Raw genomic sequence first — 18,581 nt, 5'->3', positions numbered from 1 at the left:
CGGGGATCGGGGGAAAATTCAGGTACTTTTTCCCTGAAAATTAGGTAGTTGACCACCTCAAAACTGGTAAAACCCCACACCCCACACCCCACACCCCACACCCTGCCACCACCGAAAAGCTTTTTCAGCAAACCCTAATTATCAAATATGACCCAACGGGAGACATTCTCTATATCAATAAATGCGCTCCCTATCCCGAACAAGAATCAGAAGAATGAGGAGATGATATTATTGTGAGAGTCAACCCCCAAACCGAAGAAATCGAAAACCTAGAAATCCTATTCTTTTCTCAAAGAATGCAAGAAAAAAACGAACTCCAACTCCCCCTCATCGCCAATCTCCGCTTGGCAGGTTAGACAAATTAGGTAAACTCAATGGCTAAAAAAAACAGCAACGACAACGGTAAAACCTTCACCACCCAACAGGGACTTAACAGCTACATCAAAGGCATCTGCGACATCATGCGGCGTTCCAACTGTGCCGGTGCTTTACAGTACGTCCCCGAACTCAGTTGGCTACTGTTCCTCAAAATCCTTGACGACACCGAACAGCGAGAAGCGGAAGAAGCGGAAGCCGTGGGGGACTCTTTTGCCGATTCCATCCCCGAACCCTACCGTTGGCGAGATTGGGCCAACCCTGAAGGCAACCGCCGCCTTAACCTGCAAATGGGGCAAATGGGTCAATTTCTGCCCTTTGTCAATGAAGAAGTCATTCCCTACCTCAAAAGCCTCAAAAACAAACCCCAAGCCACCCCCCGCCAAAAAATTATCAGTGAGGTCATATCCAGTGTCGAACGAGTCCGCATCGACACCGAAACCAACCTGTTAGACATCCTCGATAAAATCCACGAAATCGACTACATTGACCCTACCCACATCTTCCCCATCTCCCAAGTTTACGAGGGATTGCTGTTGAAAATGGGAGAAAAAAACAACGATGGCGGTCAATTCTTTACCCCCCGAGAAGTCATCCGGGCAATGGTCAAAGCCATCGCCCCCCAAGTAGGAGAAACCATCTATGACCCCTGCTGCGGTACGGGCGGATTCCTGGCCCAATCCTACGAATACATCCGCGATTTCCTAGCAGATGACATCACCCCCGAACAGCTAGAAACCATCAAACTAAAAACCTTTTACGGAAGGGAAAAAGAGAACCTCATCTACCCCATTGCCCTCGCTAATTTAGTCCTACACGGCATCGATTACCCCCACCTCTGGCACGGCAACACCTTAAACCGAGAAGTCATCTATGGCGACCTGTTCCAAGATGCTCCGCCCCAGTTCGATATTATCCTCACTAACCCCCCCTTTGGCGGCAAAGAACACAGGACCGTACAGGCACAATTTGCCTATAAAACCAGTGCTACTCAAGTCCTATTTTTACAGCACGTTATCGATAGTTTGAAACCGGGGGGACGCTGCGGTATCGTCCTAGATGAAGGGGTGTTATTTCGCACCAATGAAAATGCCTTTGTCCAGAGCAAACGAAAACTATTAAACGACTGTAACCTCTGGTGTATCGTTAGTTTGCCCGCGGGGACTTTTGTGGCTGCCGGTGGGGGTGTTAAAGCTAACATCCTCTTTTTTACTAAAGGTAAACCCACTGAAAAAATCTGGTATTATGACCTGTCCGATGTCAAAGTTACCAAGCGCAAACCCCTGATGATGAATCACTTTCAGGAGTTTCTAGAACTATTACCCAACCGAGAAGATAGTGAGAGAAGTTGGACAGTCACCCGTGAAGAAATCGAAGCCAAAAACTTTGACCTCAAAGCTGTCAATCTTAACACCAAAGTAGATGAAGATAAAAGCACCGCCAAGGAATTGCTAGATTTTATTGAGGAGAAAGGTAAAGAAGTTGCTCTAACTCTATCAGTGCTGAGAAAGTGGCAGCGGTGAAGGTCACTTATAGCTTTATGAAAAATTTTTAATAAACCTAGAGTTTTTAAATTGAGTAATCGATAACTTTCTCACTTTTATTGTCAAAATCAGTGAGTAAGGTCGCTTTTCTCGGTTTTAAATGTACCGTTTGTTCTGGTTGTAACTGTAATTGCTTGTATTCCTCACGATTGAGATAAGCCACCACCATTTCCCCATCGGCTAACATTAATTCTACTTGTATTTCCCAGCCTAAATGAATAACTCTTTTTACCACTGCCCAACTATTCAAACCATCTTGTTCGGGCATAATTTCCAGGTCGTGGGGACGGATAAAAACGGTGGAATTATCACCCGGATGATGTCCATTTCCTAATCCTGCTAAACTGGGTAAGATATTCACTTCCCCAATAAACTGCATCACAAAAGGTGTGGCAGGATGATCGTAAATTTCGGCGGGAGAACCCACCTGTTCAATTTTACCATGATTCATCACGACAATCGTATCGGCTACTTCCATTGCTTCCTCTTGATCGTGGGTAACAAAAACACTGGTAACGTGAACTTCTTTATGTAAATTTCTCAGCCATACCCTTAATTCTTTTCTGACTTTTGCATCTAAAGCTCCAAAGGGTTCATCTAATAATAATACATTCGGTTGAATGGCTAAAGCGCGGGCTAAAGCTACTCGCTGCCGTTGTCCTCCCGATAATTGGGCGGGATAGCGATCGCCTAATCCTTGTAATTGAATTAATTCTAATAATTCCTCAACTCTTTTCTTAATTACTGGCGATTTTTGCTGGCGAATTTCTAGACCAAAAGCAATATTTTGACGGACAGTTAAATGTTTAAATAGGGCATAATGTTGAAAAACAAAGCCGATATTTCTCCGTCTAGGATCCACATGGGTGGTATCTTGTCCGTTAATGATAATCGCGCCACTGTCGGGAGTTTCTAATCCCGCAATTGAACGTAATAAGGTGGATTTTCCCGATCCCGATGGTCCGAGGAGGGCGACTAATTTACCTTCAGGAATGGTTAAACTTATATTATCTAAAGCCTGAAAATTGCCGAAACGTTTAGAAACTTGCTGGATGGTAATACTCATATTTTTAGGTTTTTTGTAGAACGTAGGTTGGGTTGAAGCATGAAACCCAACGCCCGCTCATATTTTTAGGTTAATTGTAGTTAGGTAGTGTGAATTTTGTGGGCGGTTTTACGTTCGAGAATTTCTTTGATAATTAAAGTAACTCCCGCTAGTAAGGCGAGAATAGCAGCCGCACTAAAAGCGGCAGGAGTTAGATAATTTTTATAGGCCTGTTCTACGAAAATTGGCAGGGTAGCAGTTCTCCCTAAAATACTGCCAGAAACCACAGAAACCGCCCCAAATTCTCCCATCGCCCGGGCATTAGTTAACAGCACTCCGTACATCAATCCCCAACGAATATTGGGTAAAGTTATGCGCCAGAAAATCTGCCAATCACTTGCCCCTAAAGTGCGCCCCGCTTCCTCTTGTTCTAAGCCAATTTCTTCTAAGACTGGGATAACTTCTCTAGCGACAAAAGGCATAGTAACAAATATAGTTGCTAATACCATTCCGGGTAAAGCAAAAAGTATTTTTATATCGAAAAATTCTAGGAAAGAACCTAACCAACCATTGCGCCCATAGAGCAGTACAATCATTAAACCCGCTACCACGGGAGAAACGGCAAAAGGTAAGTCAATTAAACTAATTAATAAAGTTTTGCCACGAAATTGATTGCGAGCAATTACCCAAGCTGCACAAAGTCCAAAAATTGTGTTTAAAGGTACAGTAATTAGGGCAATAATTACTGTTAATTTTACCGCTTCGATAAAGTCAGAAGTTCCCGCCGCTTCTAAAAAAGCTTGGAATCCATTGCGAAAAGCATAGTAAAATACTGCCGCTGCTGGAATAAATAATAATAGTGCCAGATAAACAAGGGCGATGATAATTAGTAGGGGTTTGTAATCCCACTCTTTCGGTTTAGTTGATTTTTTTAGACTCAGCATTTTTGATCTGTCTCCAGTTATACCCTAATATTTTTTACTCTTTACTTAACTCTGTATTTTTGCCCCCATTGCTGCAGGAAATTAATTACTACTAACATGAACAAAGAAACCAGTAATAAAACCATGCCGATTACTGTCGCACCTGTGTAATCATATTCCTCTAGTCTTTGGAAGATTAAAACTGGGGCAATTAAATCCTTAAAGGGAATATTAGAGGAGATAATAACTACGGAACCATATTCACCGATCGCTCTGGCAAAACCGAGGGCAACTCCTGTTAAAATAGCGGGTAGTATTGTGGGAAAAATAACTCGCCAGAAGATTTGCCAAGAGGAAGCACCGAGGGATAAAGCCGCTTCTTCTACCTCTTTTTCCATTTCCTGTAAAACCGGCTGTAAGGTGCGGACAATGAAGGGTAAAGCGATAAATAACATCGCCACAAAAACCCCTAAAATGGTAAAGGATATCTTAATGCCAAAGGGGGCAAAAAATTGACCGAGCCAACCGTTATCACTGTAAACTGTGGCTAGGACTAAACCGGCAACAGAAGTGGGTAAAGCAAAGGGCAAATCTACACAAGCATCGACAATTTTTTTACCCGGGAATCGATAACGCACTAATACCCAAGCGATAATAGTGCCAAAAACTCCGTCAATTAATCCGGCGATTAAGGAAGTAAAAAAAGTGACTTGGTAAGCGGATAAAGAAATCGGTAAAGTGGCAATGCGCCAAAATTCGGCAAAACCAAGAGTTAGGGATTTAGCAAATAGTGCCGCCGCCGGTAAAACCAACAAAACCACTAGATAACTAATGGTAATTACCCAAGGAATAGAAACTTTTTTCAGGGGTTGACTGGGAGATAAAGATAATTGTGGGTTAGCCATTGTTTATTATTGCTAGAGATTACCAATTGTCCGCTTCTTCAAGAACTTGTGCTGAATCATACCAAACTTCTACATCTAAATCTGCCAGATAGGAAAGGGCATTTTCTATCCCTTGGGAGTTGCCTTGTAGTTGTAGATCGAACCAGCCATCTTGATTATTATTTGCCGCTAACAAAGCGGAAAATATATTCACTTTTAGACCAGGAAAAGACCCTAAACGTGCTATAATTGGCTCGTTAATATATTGTTTAGGAATCCGAATTTTTATTCTTCGGGACGTGGGGCGATCGAGTCCTGATTGATCGAGATGTAAGTCACTTTGGGGATGATTAATAGTTTGCCATTGAGGTTGATTATCCATGGGTTTCCTCCTTAGGATTTACCAGCTTTAGTGAGAATTTTATCGAACAAGGCTCCATCATCAAAGAATTGCTTTTGTACTTTATCCCAACCGCCTAAATCCTGCACGGTAAAGAGATTTTTTATCTGAGGAAATTTACTCTCAAACTCTTTAAATACCGTCGGTTCAACGGGACGAAACCCCACCTGAGCAAATTCTCTTTGGGCTGCGGGAGTAAATAAAAACTGCACAAAAGCCTCGGCCACTTTTCTCGTACCTTTTTTATCCACATTGGCATCAACAACCGCCACGGGATTATCAATAGAAATATTGTAATCGGTGGGAACAGTGTAGGACAACTTCTCGCCTTTTTGGTTAGCGAGAATCATCTCATTTTCGTAATTAATCAGCACATTTCCCTGGCCTTGTTTAAAAAATACATCACTAGATTCGCGAGCATCTCTAGGTAAAACTGGCGCATTTTTAAACACTTTTTCGACAAAAGTTTGCGCCGCTTGTTCACTGCCTCCCGCTTGCGTCACCGAACCCCAAAGAGCGAGAAAATTCCAGCGCGCTCCGCCAGAAGTCTTGGGATTAGCGGTAATAACTTTAATATTATCCTTGGCTAAATCTGACCATTTATTAATTTTAATATTGGCATCACGAGGAACAAAAGCCACTACAGATTTATGAACAATAGAGTCATTGGGAGCTTCTTTTTCCCAACCGGGTTGAATTAATCCCGCTTGCTCAATTTTCTTGGTATCCAAAGCTAAAGCCAACGCTACCACATCCGCTTCTAAACCATCGATAACGGCACGAGTTTGGGAACCGGAACCACCATAACTCTGTTCAAAAGTTACCTTTTGCCCCGTTTTTTGTTGCCATTCCTCGACAAATTTGGGAATGATTTTTTCGTAGGCACTTTGGGTGACAGCATAGGAAACAAGCGTCACAGTCACGGGTTTTTGGCTGTCATTGCCGCTATTGGTGGGGGATGGGGTGCAGGATACCAGCGTTCCCCCCGTCAGGACAGTTGCCACGAGTAGGGATAAACAAGACTGGGATAACTGCATCGGCGGCGCTCCTGAGATTTACTCTAAGGTTGTATCTGTTTTCAGGTCTATTTTAATCCTACAGCACAGGAAACAAAATTTCAATACATTTATAAAACAAATTGGGAATAAGGTGATAACAAGGGAAACTGTGAGAAGATGGAATCAGTGCTACATCTAGGTTTGAGACTATGGGCAAGAGCGTCAAAGCCAAAAAAACAACCCTCCTACAACAACTGATTAACCAGAGTTTTCTCTTTCGCGGACTAGAGGAAGCTTGGTTAAGTCAGTATCTCGATGCCGACAATCTCAAGCTAGAGACGCTATTTTCCAATCGTCCCGTCTATACGGCTTTTCTCCCCGATGAATTTCTAGATGTTTTGTATGTGATTTTGAATGAGGGTGTAATCGTCGTCCGCAGCACTCCCCTCGACCGGATTATTGCCATTACCTACCCCGGTGGCTGTTTTGGCATGAGGAGTTTACCCTTTAGTTATGGTTTAGCCAGTCGCGCCTTTCCCTGTTTGGTGGAATCCTATAAAACTACCCACGTCCTGAAAATTCCCTTATCGGCGCTAGAAAAGATTTACAACGATAACCAAAGTTTTCGTCAACGGTACTGTTTGTTATTTGAATTACAGCAAAAATTCGAGTATCATTTGCTTAATTGCAGTAGCTATCCACCCCAAGCTGTAGCCACTTTACTCAGAGCTTTAATCTATCAAGAAAGAGAATTAGGTAGTCAACCAGATGCCGAAAATATCTATACTTTTGATTTATCCGTCGATGTGATTGCTCGCGCTTGTCAACTCAATCAACGCACCGTCGAACAGGTATTAAAAGGATTGCAAACCGTGGGATTAATTGCCTCAGAATCGACGGGGGATTTAATTCGGGTACTAGATGCCGAGGGTTTAAAAGAAGTGTACAGTGCCACCCGGGATAAAGTTAATTGGTGGCCCCTAAGATAAGTGGAATTTGCTGAATAAATCTAAAAACTTTGTTGGATAAAAATTTTAGACTTTTTTCCCATCAAAAAGTACCAGCCATTGGAGTGATCGGGGGGGAAATTTAGGCACTTTTTCCCCGAAAATTAGGTAATTGACCTCCTCAAAATCGGTAAAACCCTACACCCTACACCCCACACCCCACACCCTGCCCCCACGCAAAACTTTTTGCCGCAAACCCTATTTACCCTTGCAATTGACAGCGCTTTAAGGCATCTTCGGCAGCCGCTTTGGTGGCATCCTGTTTTCGTTTACCCTTACCTGTACCGTAGAGAAGATGATTAACCCGCACTTCGGCAGTAAATTCCCTAGCGTGGGGGGGTCCTGTCACATCAATGATCGCATATTCTGGATTAGAGGCAAAATTGGCCAGGGCCCACTGTTGAAAGAGATTTTTAGCATCGATAAAAGATGACGATTCCGATTGTTGAGAGACTAAATGAGAGGCTACAGGGATAAAAAGCCCGTGCAGATAATTTTTAACCGCATTTAACCCCGAATCTAGATAATAAGCTCCAATTATCGCTTCAAAAGTGTCCGCTAATAGGGTAGGATTCGATCGCCCCCGATCTTTAATTGCCCCCTTACCCAAACGCATTAACTCCCCCAGGCCGATTTCAAGGCCCAATTGCGCTAATTGTTCTTCTTTGACCAAATTTGACCGCAAACGGGTTAATTCTGCCTCATTCATGGCGGGATATTTTTGATACAACAGTTCGCCCACCAAAAAAGCCAAAATCGCATCGCCCAAAAATTCTAGGCGCTCGTTATTTTCCGTCAATTCCGACTGTTCATTGACATAGGAACGATGGGTTAAAGCTTGGGTGAGAAGGAGAGCATTTTGAAAAGGAGGCAAACAAGACATTACAGAAATGATCAAGTCAAGAGCATTTCTTATCTTAATCCGACCCCACCCCGAATAGATGAGACGAACGATCCTTTTTTTACTGTTTTTTCCGGCTAGTTTAGGCATAATCTCCCAAATCTTCTCACCGGAAAACCTATCCGCTGCTATTCTTGCCCTAGGTACCCTGGGGATGTGTATGGAACAGGCACGCATGGCAGCGGTGGACTTGGGAGAAATTGCCCAATTTCAGCAAAAAACCAGCGATCCTCGCCTCGATCGCTTTTTTATCGTCACAATTAGTACAATTGTTTTGGAATTATCGGGCTTTTATCTGGCTGCCCTCTGGATAGGATGGGGAGCTTTAATAGTTTTAGTCAGTCAAATTTGGTTTCATTGTTTAGCCAAGATTCAACTGCAGCCAACCACGGAAAAAATCATTGACCATGGCATAGGGCCACGTTTACCCATCTTACTCGCTGACGGAATCGGGATAATCTTCGTGGCTTTCTGGTTAGCCAAAATCGCCCCCCTAATTATGGCCATGACTTTAACGACAATGTTATTAATCTACGGATCTATTAAGTATCTTTTCAGAACTGGGGAGGGGAGAGAAAGGAACCTCCAGAGGCTGCAATCCCTATAAATGGGCGCTCAGAGACTCTGATGCGGTTTAAATTCAGTACAGCTTACCACAACCGACAGGGAGGCGAGTGGCATCAGCGGGTATTTTATCGAATAAAAAAGAGATTTCAGGTTAAAAATTAAATAAAGAGCATAAATAAGCTTAAATATGCTCTTTAATGCCCAATTATGCGCTTGTTTAAGTGATGACAAGCTAATTATCCTCTAGTCTTAGTTAAAAACTAATTAATAAGTATTCTCAATTAGTTGAGGCGATTACTCTAGCTGCGATCCAAGATTCATGCTGAAAAGCCTTGATCTTCAAAGGCTAAACTGGCTAAAAATACTGATGTATCAAAGGATACCGAGCAACTATAACAATTATTAACTTGACTTTATTGAGAATTATTCTAGACTAAGACTTAAAGCTTATTGCATATTATTATCAATAAGCTTGGTTCTATTTTCGTTAAAAGATGCCATGCAGACCTACGATAATCCTCAGATCAAGTACGACTGGTGGGCAGGAAATGCCCGTTTTGCCGATAAATCAGGCTTATTTATCGTTGCCCACGTTGCCCAAGCTGCTTTAATCGCTTTTTGGGCAGGAGCCTTCACCTTATTTGAAATTTCCCAGTATAGCCCCGATATAGCCATGGCAGAACAGGGCTTAATTTTACTGCCGCACCTGGCCACTTTAGGCTTTGGAGTCGGAGAAAAGGGGCAAATCATCGATATCTATCCCTTTTTCGTGATTGGCTCAATTCATCTGATTTCTTCGGCAGTTTTGGGAGCAGGAGCCTTATTTCACCTGTTAAGAGTCCCAGAAACCCTGAAAGATTCCTCCGGTCCGGGGAAAAAATTCCATTTTGATTGGAGTGAACCCCGACAATTAGGAGTTATTCTCGGTCATCACCTGCTCTTTTTAGGTATAGCTGCATTATTATTAGTGGCCAAAGCTATGTACTGGGGGGGATTATACGACGCAACTATCGGCGCTGTCCGAGTCGTTAGTGAACCAACCCTCGATCCTTGGGTTATCTATGGCTATCAAATCCACTTCGCTACTGTGGACAATCTCGAAGATTTAGTCGGTGGTCATATCTACGTCGGTTTAATGTTAATTGGGGGCGGTATCTGGCATATTATCGTTCCCCCGCTCAAATGGGCGAGAAATGTGCTGATTTTCTCCGGAGAAGCCATTTTATCCTATTCTTTGGGCGGAATTGCCCTCGCTGGTTTCGTGGCCGCCTATTTCTGTGGGGTAAATACCCTCGCTTATCCAGTCGAATTTTACGGGCCAATTTTAGAAGTGAAGTTAGGAATTGCTCCCTACTTTGCCGACACGGTGAAATTGCCCTTTGGAGTGCATACGGCGCGCTGTTGGTTAGCTAATGCCCACTTTTTTCTCGCTTTCTTCTTTTTACAAGGTCATCTCTGGCACGCTTTACGCGCGATGGGTTTTGACTTTAAACGAGTAGAAAAAGCCTTAAATGCGATAGAAGCCTAGTTTTTTCAAGGAAGATTAGGATAAATTATCGATTTTCCTAATTTTCCCCGCTGATCAATCTTTCTAACTGTCCCTTATGCCTTACTGTACCTGTTGTAACACCAAATTGCTGCATCACATTGGACGCTCTCGCTCTTATTGGTACTGTAGTTCTTGCCGGCAGGAAATGCCAGTTTCAGAGGGAGAAAACTGTAATCAGGGGCTTTATTCCCTATCAAGGAGAATTAAGAGTTAAACTCACTTATTTCGCAACAAGGACAAATTTTATGGCAAAAATTGGCTTATTTTTTGGCACGCAAACCGGCAAAACCAAAACGGTGGCGGAAATGATTCAGAAAGAATTTGGAGGTGAGGCAATTGTAGAATTACACGATATCTCCTCCGCTTCTACCGAGGATTTTGCCCCCTACGATGCCCTGATTATCGGTTGTCCCACATGGAATATCGGCGAATTACAAAGCGATTGGGAGGGTTTTTACGATGAATTGGATGACATTGATTTCGTCTCCAAAAAGGTCGCTTATTTCGGGATGGGGGATCAAATCAGTTATGCGGATAACTTTCAAGATGCTCTGGGGATACTGGAAGAAAAAATCGCCTCCCTAGGGGGTAAAACCGTCGGTTACTGGCCGACAGAAGGTTACGATTTTAACGAGTCGAAAGCCCTAAAAAATGGCAAATTTGTCGGTTTAGCCCTCGATGAAGACAACCAATCCGATTTAACTGAACAACGGATCAAAACCTGGGTCGCGGGACTTAAGGGCGAATTTGGCGTTTAGTTAGCTATCAATCAGTTATCAGTTATCAGTTACCAGTGAATAGTATTAAGTGGCTAGTTCGCAGCTTTCTTTTCACCAATTACTGATTACTGTTTACTGATCGCTAAAAAATCCCCTATATCCTTGATTATTATGTCTCGATTACCTGATGCAGTTTGGATTAATGTTAACCCCAGTTTTCGCCGTTTTGATCGCCCGGTGTTGGATTGTTTAGCCAGGGAAATTGCGATCGCTGATTGGCAATACTGTCAATCTATTGATGAGCCAGCTTCTCTTGATATCGTCTTGGTATTACTACAAGATTATCTGAAACAATGCGATCGACCACTGCATTTAGTCGGCCACGGCACGGGGGGATTAGTAGGATTACTGTATGCGCGTTGTTATCCAGAAAGGGTAAAATCCTTAACTTTGCTCTCTGTGGGAGTCTATCCGGCGATCGATTGGCAAGCTCATTATTATGTGCTATCAAAATTACTGCCTTGTTCTCGTCAAACTCTGCTCAATCAATCGGTTCACAATCTTTTTGGTCATCAATCCTGCGCTTTAACCCAAGAATATCGCTATCTCTTGGAAGAGGATTTATTATTGTCCCTTTCTCCCCATAATCTCTATCAGAATGCCCATTTCGCCCCGGGGACAGTTCCCGTACCCCTGTTAGTCTGTGGGGGAGATATCGATACGGTAATTGATCGGCATTTATTGCAGGGATGGCAACCCTGGTTAAAGTCAGGCGATCGCATTTGGAGTTGTCACAAAGGACGTTATTTTTTCCACTATTCCCACCCCTACAGCGTCAGTCAAGAGATTTTTAGTTTCTGGCGATCTCTAGTTCCACAGGAATTTCTTTCTGAGCAAACTGTAATTAGGGTCTGCTGAAAAAGTTTTTCCTGGGGGTAGGAGTCGGTCGTCAGGAGTCAGGAGTCGGTCGTTTCAGGCTTTGTTGCCCTTGTTTTTTGTACCAAGCGATGTACCACAAGAAGGATAATGCAAGGTTTTTGAAAGTCCCAATCCTATTTTCTTGCACTAACATCGGACTTTAACAGGTCAAAAGCCTTATTTTAAAAGGGTTTTACCATTATTCAGCAAGCCCTAATTATTCCTTAATTGACAAAAATCGAGATTTATGTTAAGGCTAATACCGCTCTTTTGTCCGATCGCAATCTGGATAACGCTGCTGTTCTTTTTTACTGCTCTTTTTCTTGCTGTTGCCCAAGGGCGCCGGCAGTTGCAAAAGCTGCATCGAATTCCCTGTAGTCGCTGTGTTTTTTGTACTGGAGATTATCGCTTGAAATGTGCGGTGCATCCAATGCGTGCCTTTTCGGAAGAGGCACTCGATTGTCGGGATTTTGAGCGAGAAATTCAGGAAAATCAGAAAATGGGTTTCTTGAAGAAACCTGTTTTCTCAGTTTCTTTTCTCGTCATCATAACCTGGATTCTGGCTGTTAAGTTGAGAATATCGTCGATAATACCTGCTTTTTAAAGTAGGGAGACTTCCAGTTTGAGCGGTAAGCTATCAGCGTTGAGCTTGCCGCTAGAGGATTTGAGCGCATTTTTCTCTCAGACATCAGCCCTCCTTTGCTACAATGATAATCATTATCATTTTAGCAGACAATGGTCAATCAGATTAAGTCCCCCCGAGCAGAAAGCCCCGTTATCGAGGAAGATTCGCAAAAAATCGTAAAAATACGCCATACTTGCGCCCATATCTTAGCGATGGCTGTACAAACTCTCTTTCCTGAAACCAAAGTCGCCATTGGTCCCTGGACAGAAACGGGATTCTACTACGATTTTGATCGCCCAACACCCTTTACCCCCGAAGATTTGGAGAAAATAGCGGCAGAAATGGGGCGAATTATCGGGAAAAACCTGCCAATTATCCGAGAAGTGCTGGAAAGAAGCGAAATTACCGCAGAAATCGAGCGCCTTAATCAACCCTACAAACGGTCAATTTTAGAGAGAATTCCCCCAGATGAAACCATTACCCGTTATTTTATCGGTAGTCCAGACGCAGGACGGAGCGATCGAGAACCCTCGTTAATTGATGGGGTTGTTTCTCCCCCGGAAGAATTTTGGTGGGATCTGTGCGCAGGCCCCCATCTCAACTCGACGGGGGAAATTAACCCAGATGCTTTCGTCTTGGAAAGTGTAGCGGGTGCTTATTGGCAAGGAGATGAAAAACAGCCGCAATTACAGCGAATTTACGGCACAGCTTGGCAAACCCCCGCAGAATTACAAAATTATCTCCAACAAAAAGAAGAAGCGCAGCGACGAGATCATCGCAAATTGGGACAACAATTAAAATTATTTAGCATCCAAGAAGATGCAGGTGGAGGCTTAGTTTTTTGGCATCCCCGGGGTGCAACAATGCGTTATTTAATCGAAGATTATTGGCGCCAAGCTCATTTAGAAGCGGGTTATCAATTTCTTTATACTCCCCATCTAGCTAATTTAGATCTGTGGAAAACTTCTGGACATTGGGACTTTTATCGCGACAATATGTTTGAGGCGATCGAGTTAGAACAGCAAAGCTATCAAATTAAGCCGATGAATTGTCCTTTTCATGTTTTAACCTATCAAAATGACCTGCATTCCTATCGAGAATTTCCCCTAAGATGGGCAGAATTAGGCACAGTTTATCGTTACGAGCGATCGGGGGTTTTACACGGATTAATGCGGGTGCGAGGTTTTACCCAAGATGATGCTCATATTTTTTGTTTGCCCGAACAAATTGCCGCAGAGATTCTAGGAGTTTTGAACTTAACCGAGAAAATTCTCTCCGATTTTGGCTTTACTAATTATCAGATAAATTTATCGACTCGCCCCAGTAAATCCGTGGGTAGTGATAGTGTTTGGGAATTGGCAACGGCGGCTCTAATTGAGGCCTTAAATGCTAAAAAGTGGGACTATATTGAGGATCAGGGAGGTGGGGCTTTTTATGGTCCGAAAATTGATATAAAAATTCAAGATGCGATCGGTAGAATGTGGCAATGTTCCACGATTCAGGTCGATTTTAACTTGCCAGAACGCTTTGATATGCAATATGTCGCTAGGGATGGTACTCGGGAAAGACCGATTATGATTCATCGAGCTATTTTTGGCTCTTTGGAAAGATTTTTTGGTATTTTAATCGAGAATTATGCGGGAGATTTTCCTCTCTGGTTAGCACCTATTCAAGTCCGTTTATTACCCGTTAGTGATGAACAGCAGCATTATGCTTTAGGGGTGGCAATGCAGTTAAAACAAGCTGGTTATCGAGTGGAAATCGATAAAACTGGTGAGCGTTTAGGTAAACAAATTCGTACAGGAGAACTAGAAAAAATCCCTGTCTTAGCTGTGATTGGAAAACGAGAAGTTAGCAGTAAAACTCTAAGTGTTCGCACTCGACAAGGGGGAGATTTAGGTTCGATGACGCTGGCAGATTTATTAGGAAAAATGCAAACAGCGATCCTATCTAAAACTAATCTCTGAAACTTTTGTATAAACCAGCAATAGTGGAGATCGATCCCTTTAGGGCGAATTTAACAGGGTTGAGAAAAGCCTATTTTCTGTCAATTAATTAACTTACAAGTGGGTTAGCTGCCATGAGTTCTTTGATAATTCCTCTCTCCGATTCTCTCCCTTGCTTGCCTAAATCGGGAATGCCTGTGACGATCATTACTGGTTTTTTAGGGAGTGGAAAAACTACCTTACTAAATCATATTCTTGACAATAAAGAAGGGTTAAAAGTTGCCGTATTAGTCAATGAGTTTGGGGATATTAATATTGATTCTCAATTGCTTGTTTCCATCGATGAAGATATGGTAGAATTGAGTAATGGCTGTATTTGTTGTACAATTAATGATAGTTTAATTGAGACAGTCTATCAGGTCTTAGAAAAAGAAATCCCCGTGGACTATCTAATCATTGAAACCACAGGATTAGCCGATCCTTTGCCAATTATCCTCACTTTCTTGGCCACGGAATTAAAATATCTGACTCGCTTAGATTCTATTATTACCCTCGTGGATTCTGAAACCTTTACTGCCGATCATTTTGATAGTAACATTGCCCTTAGTCAAATTCGTTATGGTGACGTGGTAATTCTCAATAAAATAGATCGAGTCAGTGGCAAAAAATTAGATAATTTAGAAAAGTTTATTCGTCGAGAAAAAGAGGGTATAAGACTCCTAAAAAGTAGTTATGGTCAGGTTCCTTTGGGTTTATTGTTAGATTTAGGTTTAACTAAAGAAGAATTGTATAAAAACCAATTTAGAGACTTTCAAAAAAATCGCCCAATCTCCAGTGATAATCAATCTCCTGAAGACTTTAATTTTGTCTCCTTTGTTAGCGATAAACCATTTAATCTAGATAAATTTGAACCTTTTCTCACGGAAAAAATGCCGATAAATGTTTTTCGAGCAAAAGGGATTCTCTGGTTTCAACAAAGCGATTTAAAACATATTTTTCAATTAAGTGGACAGCGTTACGATCTGCAAGCAGTAGAATGGGACACTGTACCCAACAATCAATTAGTTTTTATCGGCAGAAATTTAAATAAAGAGGAAATCTTGACACAACTAAACGAATGCTTGGCCAGTTCTCAAAAAATTAAAAAGGACAAACTATGAATAGACCTCTTGCAGAAATCAAAAATCGTTGTTAGGGTTAGGAGTCAGGAGCCAGTAGTCAGTAGTCAGGAGAATTAAGAATGAATAATAATCAATTAAATGGTCTATTTACAGATTTTATGCCATTTAATCCTTATTTTTGCCGTTTTTGAACTCTCAAAAATTAATTATGCAAGAACTCTAATAATTTATGGATAAAAACTTTAAAATTTAACGAACCCTCGATCCAATGGTTTTACGTCTCTTTGTTCTCCAAGTTCATTATCGCAAACCCTTGCACTTTACGGAAGCGGCGATCGATTAAGGGAACAATTAAAAACGAGGGGAATTACCTTAGTTGATTTACCCGATGGACAAAGCCAATGGTATCCTAGAGAAAAGAGCCATAACCATGATTAATATCTCAAGAAACCGCCAATTTTTCCCAAAATAACCTTGCTAAGTCTAGAAGATTGGTTAAAGAAGATTACTTGCCCCAATCTAACTTATGCTAGAATGATTATCATTACCACAATAAAGAAGGAGCAAAATGATTATCGTGGTGACGGGGGGTATAGCTGCGGGAAAAACCCATTGGATTCGCCAACAAATCGCCCAAAGCAAGCAGCCAAGTCTATATTTTAGTCCCCAGACGGAAACTTTTCCCATTGATCACCTCACTTTACAGAGTGACTTTCCCCAGTTGTCCTGTGTTTCTAGGGAAGAAGAAGACCTTTTGAGCAGTTTATCCATGGAAAACACGATCTACATGGAAGTACCATGGCATTTAGACACGCAATCCCTCGAAAGCTTTCTAAAACCCCTCAATTGTCATCGGGTAGCGATTACGTCTCCAGACGAAGAAATCCCCGAAGGACAAGTTCCCGTCGATGAAATTGTCATCAGTCCCGTCAAAACAACAATAAAAGGCGATCAATGGTTAAAAAAACGAGAAATACAGATTTATAGAGCCGTTTTAACGGGAGAAGTCCTCGATTTTTCCAGTTTAACTACCTTTTGGACAGAATTAACCCAAGGGGCCTATGGGGAAGTGCTGCGGGTTAAAAGTATCTTCGATATCATCGATGGTCAGTGTATTTATGGGGAATTTATGGATGAATGGCCAGAAAAAGACTTTCAAAGCTTAAATTTCCCCTTAAATCTGGATGGGAGACCGAATCGCTTCAGTGGGATTGAAATCGTCGGTCGCAATCTCGATAAACCGATAATTGCCGATACCCTGAGTGATTGTTGTCTGTCCGATGAGGCACTTTTGTATTATCAACAACAATTTCAAGAATCTTTAGAGCCAGAAATGGAGTTAATCTGATGAAAATAGCCGTTTTATCCTGTATTCATGGCAATATGCCCGCTTTTAATGCTGTTTTGCAAGATTTAGACCAACAGGGTTGTCAAGAAATCTACTGTTTAGGGGATTTGGTTGGGTACGGACCTCATCCTAACCAAGTGGTGGAAAAAATCCGTCAACTGGGGATTACCACGGTACAAGGGTGTTGGGATGAGGATATCGTTGAGGGATTAAATGCCTGTGAGTGCAGTTATCCGTCGCTTTTAGCAGAAAAACGCGGTAGATTAGCTCATGAGTGGACAAATCAAATAATCACCCCAGAAAACCGTAATTATTTGTCAAAACTGCCCGAAATTTTTAAGCTAGATCACCTCTGTTTTGTCCATGGTAGTCCCCAAAGTAACCATGAGTATCTTTTAGCCGAAATGGACGCTTTTACGGCTTTAGAACGGGTTTTATCGGTAGATACAGAGGTTTTATTCTGTGGACATACCCACATCCCCTACATTCGCACTCTCGACGCGGGAAGCTTGCAAATAAAAGTGTATCAACCCGATGGGGAACAGTCGCGGCAATTTACCACACCGGTTAAACGTATCATCAACGTGGGATCGGTGGGAGAACCACGTCACGGTCGTCCAAATGCCACCTATGTGATTTACGATCGAGAAACGGCAGCGGTACAACTGCGAGAAGTGGCCTATAACTATCAGGAAACCTGTCAGGCTATTTTAGCATCGGGTTTACCTCCTATTTTCGCTTGGCGATTGGCTAAGGGTCTAGAATATGCGGAAAAAGCCGATGATCCGACTCATGTTTGCGAACGTTAATTTGTGATAAATCAAGAAATTATGTGGGCAATTTTAAGCGGTATTCAAGGCAATTTACCAGCCTATCAAGCGGTCTTGGAAGATATTCAGCAACGGTCAGTTACTGTAGAAAATTTATATATTTTAGGAGATTTTATCGGCGTTAATCCCGATAGTGAAATGCTGGTAGAACAAATACGTTATCCCACTAAAAATAACTTATATCCGCAGGTTTGTCGGGGATGGTGGGAAGAACAATGTCTAATTTTACACAGTTTAGGAGCCACAGGAGAACCGACGGAATTAATCGATAAACATGGAATTGATAGCACTAAACAACTCTGGGACGCAGTTTCTTTGGAAACGGTGCAATGGTTACGAAATCTCGATTTTGGTTTTGTCGAGTTGGATTGTTTATTAATTCATGGCAGTAGTGTCAGTGTTAGTGAAGAATTAACCCCCGATACTCCCCCATGGCAAATTTTAGATCGACTGCAACGGGTGGGAGTTAATAATCTATTTTGTGGTCGTGCGGGAAAAGTTTTTGATTATTCTTTACAGTCTGCTAATTTAACCAGCACTGTTACTACTTTAGATAAACGGCAACCAAGTCAAACTTTGACGATTCAAGATAAGCGTTTAATTGGGGTTGGTAGCGTTGGTAAAGAATTAAATAAAGCAGTTTACACTCTCTATAATCCTAGTAATAATTGCGTGGAGTTTAGAACCGTACCTTATTAATCTTTCAGAGATTAATTAGGGTCTGCTGAAAAAGTTTTTCCTGGGGGCAGGGTGTGGGGTGTGGGGTGTGGGGTGTGGGGTTTTACCAGTTTTGAGGTGGCCAATTACCTAATTTTCAGGGAAAAAGTGCCTAAATTTCCCCCCGATCACTCCCAGATCCAGTACTTTTTGATTGACAAAAG

18 protein-coding genes and 1 pseudogene are annotated in these 18,581 nt (G+C 42.2%); 13 read left to right on the top strand and 6 right to left on the bottom strand.

Going from position 1 to position 18,581, the window contains the following annotated elements; all coding sequences use genetic code 11:
- The first annotated feature begins 137 nt into the window (after nucleotides 1-137).
- Nucleotides 138-356, top strand: a pseudogene (locus tag O9295_RS27565) (DUF2283 domain-containing protein).
- Between the two features lie 18 nt (nucleotides 357-374).
- Nucleotides 375-1,898, top strand: coding sequence for a class I SAM-dependent DNA methyltransferase (locus O9295_RS22510; RefSeq protein ID WP_288035495.1), 1,524 nt, complete (start codon nucleotides 375-377; stop codon nucleotides 1,896-1,898).
- 46 nt (nucleotides 1,899-1,944) lie between these two features.
- Here O9295_RS22510 and O9295_RS22505 read toward each other — a convergent pair whose 3' ends face one another.
- The 5 genes from O9295_RS22505 to O9295_RS22485 form a co-directional block, all read right to left on the bottom strand.
- Nucleotides 1,945-2,985: a sulfate/molybdate ABC transporter ATP-binding protein gene (locus O9295_RS22505; RefSeq protein WP_288035494.1), complete on the bottom strand. Its 1,041-nt coding sequence runs from the start codon at nucleotides 2,983-2,985 to the stop codon at nucleotides 1,945-1,947.
- Nucleotides 2,986-3,065: 80 nt separating this feature from the next.
- Nucleotides 3,066-3,908, bottom strand: a complete 843-nt coding sequence (cysW, locus tag O9295_RS22500) for a sulfate ABC transporter permease subunit CysW (RefSeq protein ID WP_002797969.1) — start codon at nucleotides 3,906-3,908, stop codon at nucleotides 3,066-3,068.
- A 41-nt stretch (nucleotides 3,909-3,949) separates the two neighbouring features.
- Nucleotides 3,950-4,792, bottom strand: coding sequence for a sulfate ABC transporter permease subunit CysT (gene cysT, locus O9295_RS22495; protein WP_004159580.1), 843 nt, complete (start codon nucleotides 4,790-4,792; stop codon nucleotides 3,950-3,952).
- A 19-nt stretch (nucleotides 4,793-4,811) separates the two neighbouring features.
- A complete protein-coding gene (locus O9295_RS22490; RefSeq protein WP_002768372.1) occupies nucleotides 4,812-5,153 on the bottom strand; it encodes an NIL domain-containing protein in 342 nt (113 codons plus the stop codon).
- A gap of 11 nt (nucleotides 5,154-5,164) precedes the next feature.
- A complete protein-coding gene (locus tag O9295_RS22485) occupies nucleotides 5,165-6,208 on the bottom strand; it encodes a sulfate ABC transporter substrate-binding protein (RefSeq protein WP_288035493.1) in 1,044 nt (347 codons plus the stop codon).
- 170 nt (nucleotides 6,209-6,378) lie between these two features.
- Here O9295_RS22485 and O9295_RS22480 point away from each other — a divergent pair, with 170 nt between their 5' ends.
- Nucleotides 6,379-7,158 carry a Crp/Fnr family transcriptional regulator gene (locus O9295_RS22480; RefSeq protein ID WP_190722456.1) on the top strand — a complete coding sequence of 260 codons (780 nt, stop codon included), beginning with the start codon at nucleotides 6,379-6,381 and terminating at the stop codon, nucleotides 7,156-7,158.
- Between the two features lie 220 nt (nucleotides 7,159-7,378).
- Here O9295_RS22480 and rnc read toward each other — a convergent pair whose 3' ends face one another.
- Nucleotides 7,379-8,059 carry a ribonuclease III gene (gene rnc / locus O9295_RS22475; RefSeq protein ID WP_079208726.1) on the bottom strand — a complete coding sequence of 227 codons (681 nt, stop codon included), beginning with the start codon at nucleotides 8,057-8,059 and terminating at the stop codon, nucleotides 7,379-7,381.
- A gap of 58 nt (nucleotides 8,060-8,117) precedes the next feature.
- On the opposite strand from rnc, the gene O9295_RS22470 reads away from it, so the two are divergent.
- From O9295_RS22470 to O9295_RS22425, 10 genes are all read left to right on the top strand, one after another.
- Entirely contained in the window at nucleotides 8,118-8,684 is a 567-nt protein-coding gene (locus O9295_RS22470) for a hypothetical protein (RefSeq protein ID WP_288035492.1), read from the top strand.
- A 459-nt stretch (nucleotides 8,685-9,143) separates the two neighbouring features.
- Nucleotides 9,144-10,172 (top strand): chlorophyll a/b binding light-harvesting protein, encoded by a 1,029-nt coding sequence (locus O9295_RS22465; protein WP_288035498.1) that lies wholly within the window; start codon nucleotides 9,144-9,146, stop codon nucleotides 10,170-10,172.
- Nucleotides 10,173-10,438: 266 nt separating this feature from the next.
- Entirely contained in the window at nucleotides 10,439-10,951 is a 513-nt protein-coding gene (fldA, locus tag O9295_RS22460; protein WP_288035490.1) for a flavodoxin FldA, read from the top strand.
- Nucleotides 10,952-11,083: 132 nt separating this feature from the next.
- A complete protein-coding gene (locus O9295_RS22455; RefSeq protein WP_288035486.1) occupies nucleotides 11,084-11,830 on the top strand; it encodes an alpha/beta fold hydrolase in 747 nt (248 codons plus the stop codon).
- Between the two features lie 247 nt (nucleotides 11,831-12,077).
- Complete coding sequence (locus O9295_RS22450; protein ID WP_002792902.1) at nucleotides 12,078-12,434, top strand: hypothetical protein; 357 nt, start codon at nucleotides 12,078-12,080, stop codon at nucleotides 12,432-12,434.
- 131 nt (nucleotides 12,435-12,565) lie between these two features.
- Nucleotides 12,566-14,422: a threonine--tRNA ligase gene (gene thrS / locus O9295_RS22445; protein WP_288035484.1), complete on the top strand. Its 1,857-nt coding sequence runs from the start codon at nucleotides 12,566-12,568 to the stop codon at nucleotides 14,420-14,422.
- A 113-nt stretch (nucleotides 14,423-14,535) separates the two neighbouring features.
- Nucleotides 14,536-15,561, top strand: coding sequence for a CobW family GTP-binding protein (locus tag O9295_RS22440; RefSeq protein ID WP_288035482.1), 1,026 nt, complete (start codon nucleotides 14,536-14,538; stop codon nucleotides 15,559-15,561).
- Nucleotides 15,562-16,090: 529 nt separating this feature from the next.
- On the top strand, nucleotides 16,091-16,870 hold the full coding sequence (locus tag O9295_RS22435; protein ID WP_288035480.1) for a hypothetical protein: 780 nt from the start codon (nucleotides 16,091-16,093) through the stop codon (nucleotides 16,868-16,870).
- On the top strand, nucleotides 16,870-17,679 hold the full coding sequence (locus tag O9295_RS22430) for a metallophosphoesterase family protein (RefSeq protein ID WP_002742233.1): 810 nt from the start codon (nucleotides 16,870-16,872) through the stop codon (nucleotides 17,677-17,679). The genes O9295_RS22435 and O9295_RS22430 overlap by 1 nt, the downstream gene beginning before the upstream one ends.
- 21 nt (nucleotides 17,680-17,700) lie before the next feature.
- The gene (locus O9295_RS22425; protein WP_002760212.1) at nucleotides 17,701-18,399 is read left to right on the top strand and encodes a metallophosphoesterase family protein; all 699 of its coding nucleotides are present in this window, start codon (nucleotides 17,701-17,703) and stop codon (nucleotides 18,397-18,399) included.
- Nucleotides 18,400-18,581: the final 182 nt, after the last annotated feature.

Origin of the sequence: Microcystis sp. LE18-22.4A, assembly GCF_027531105.1 — a bacterium.
Classification (GTDB): Bacteria; Cyanobacteriota; Cyanobacteriia; order Cyanobacteriales; family Microcystaceae; genus Microcystis; species Microcystis aeruginosa.
This window is presented reverse-complemented; position numbering and strand designations above follow the sequence as displayed.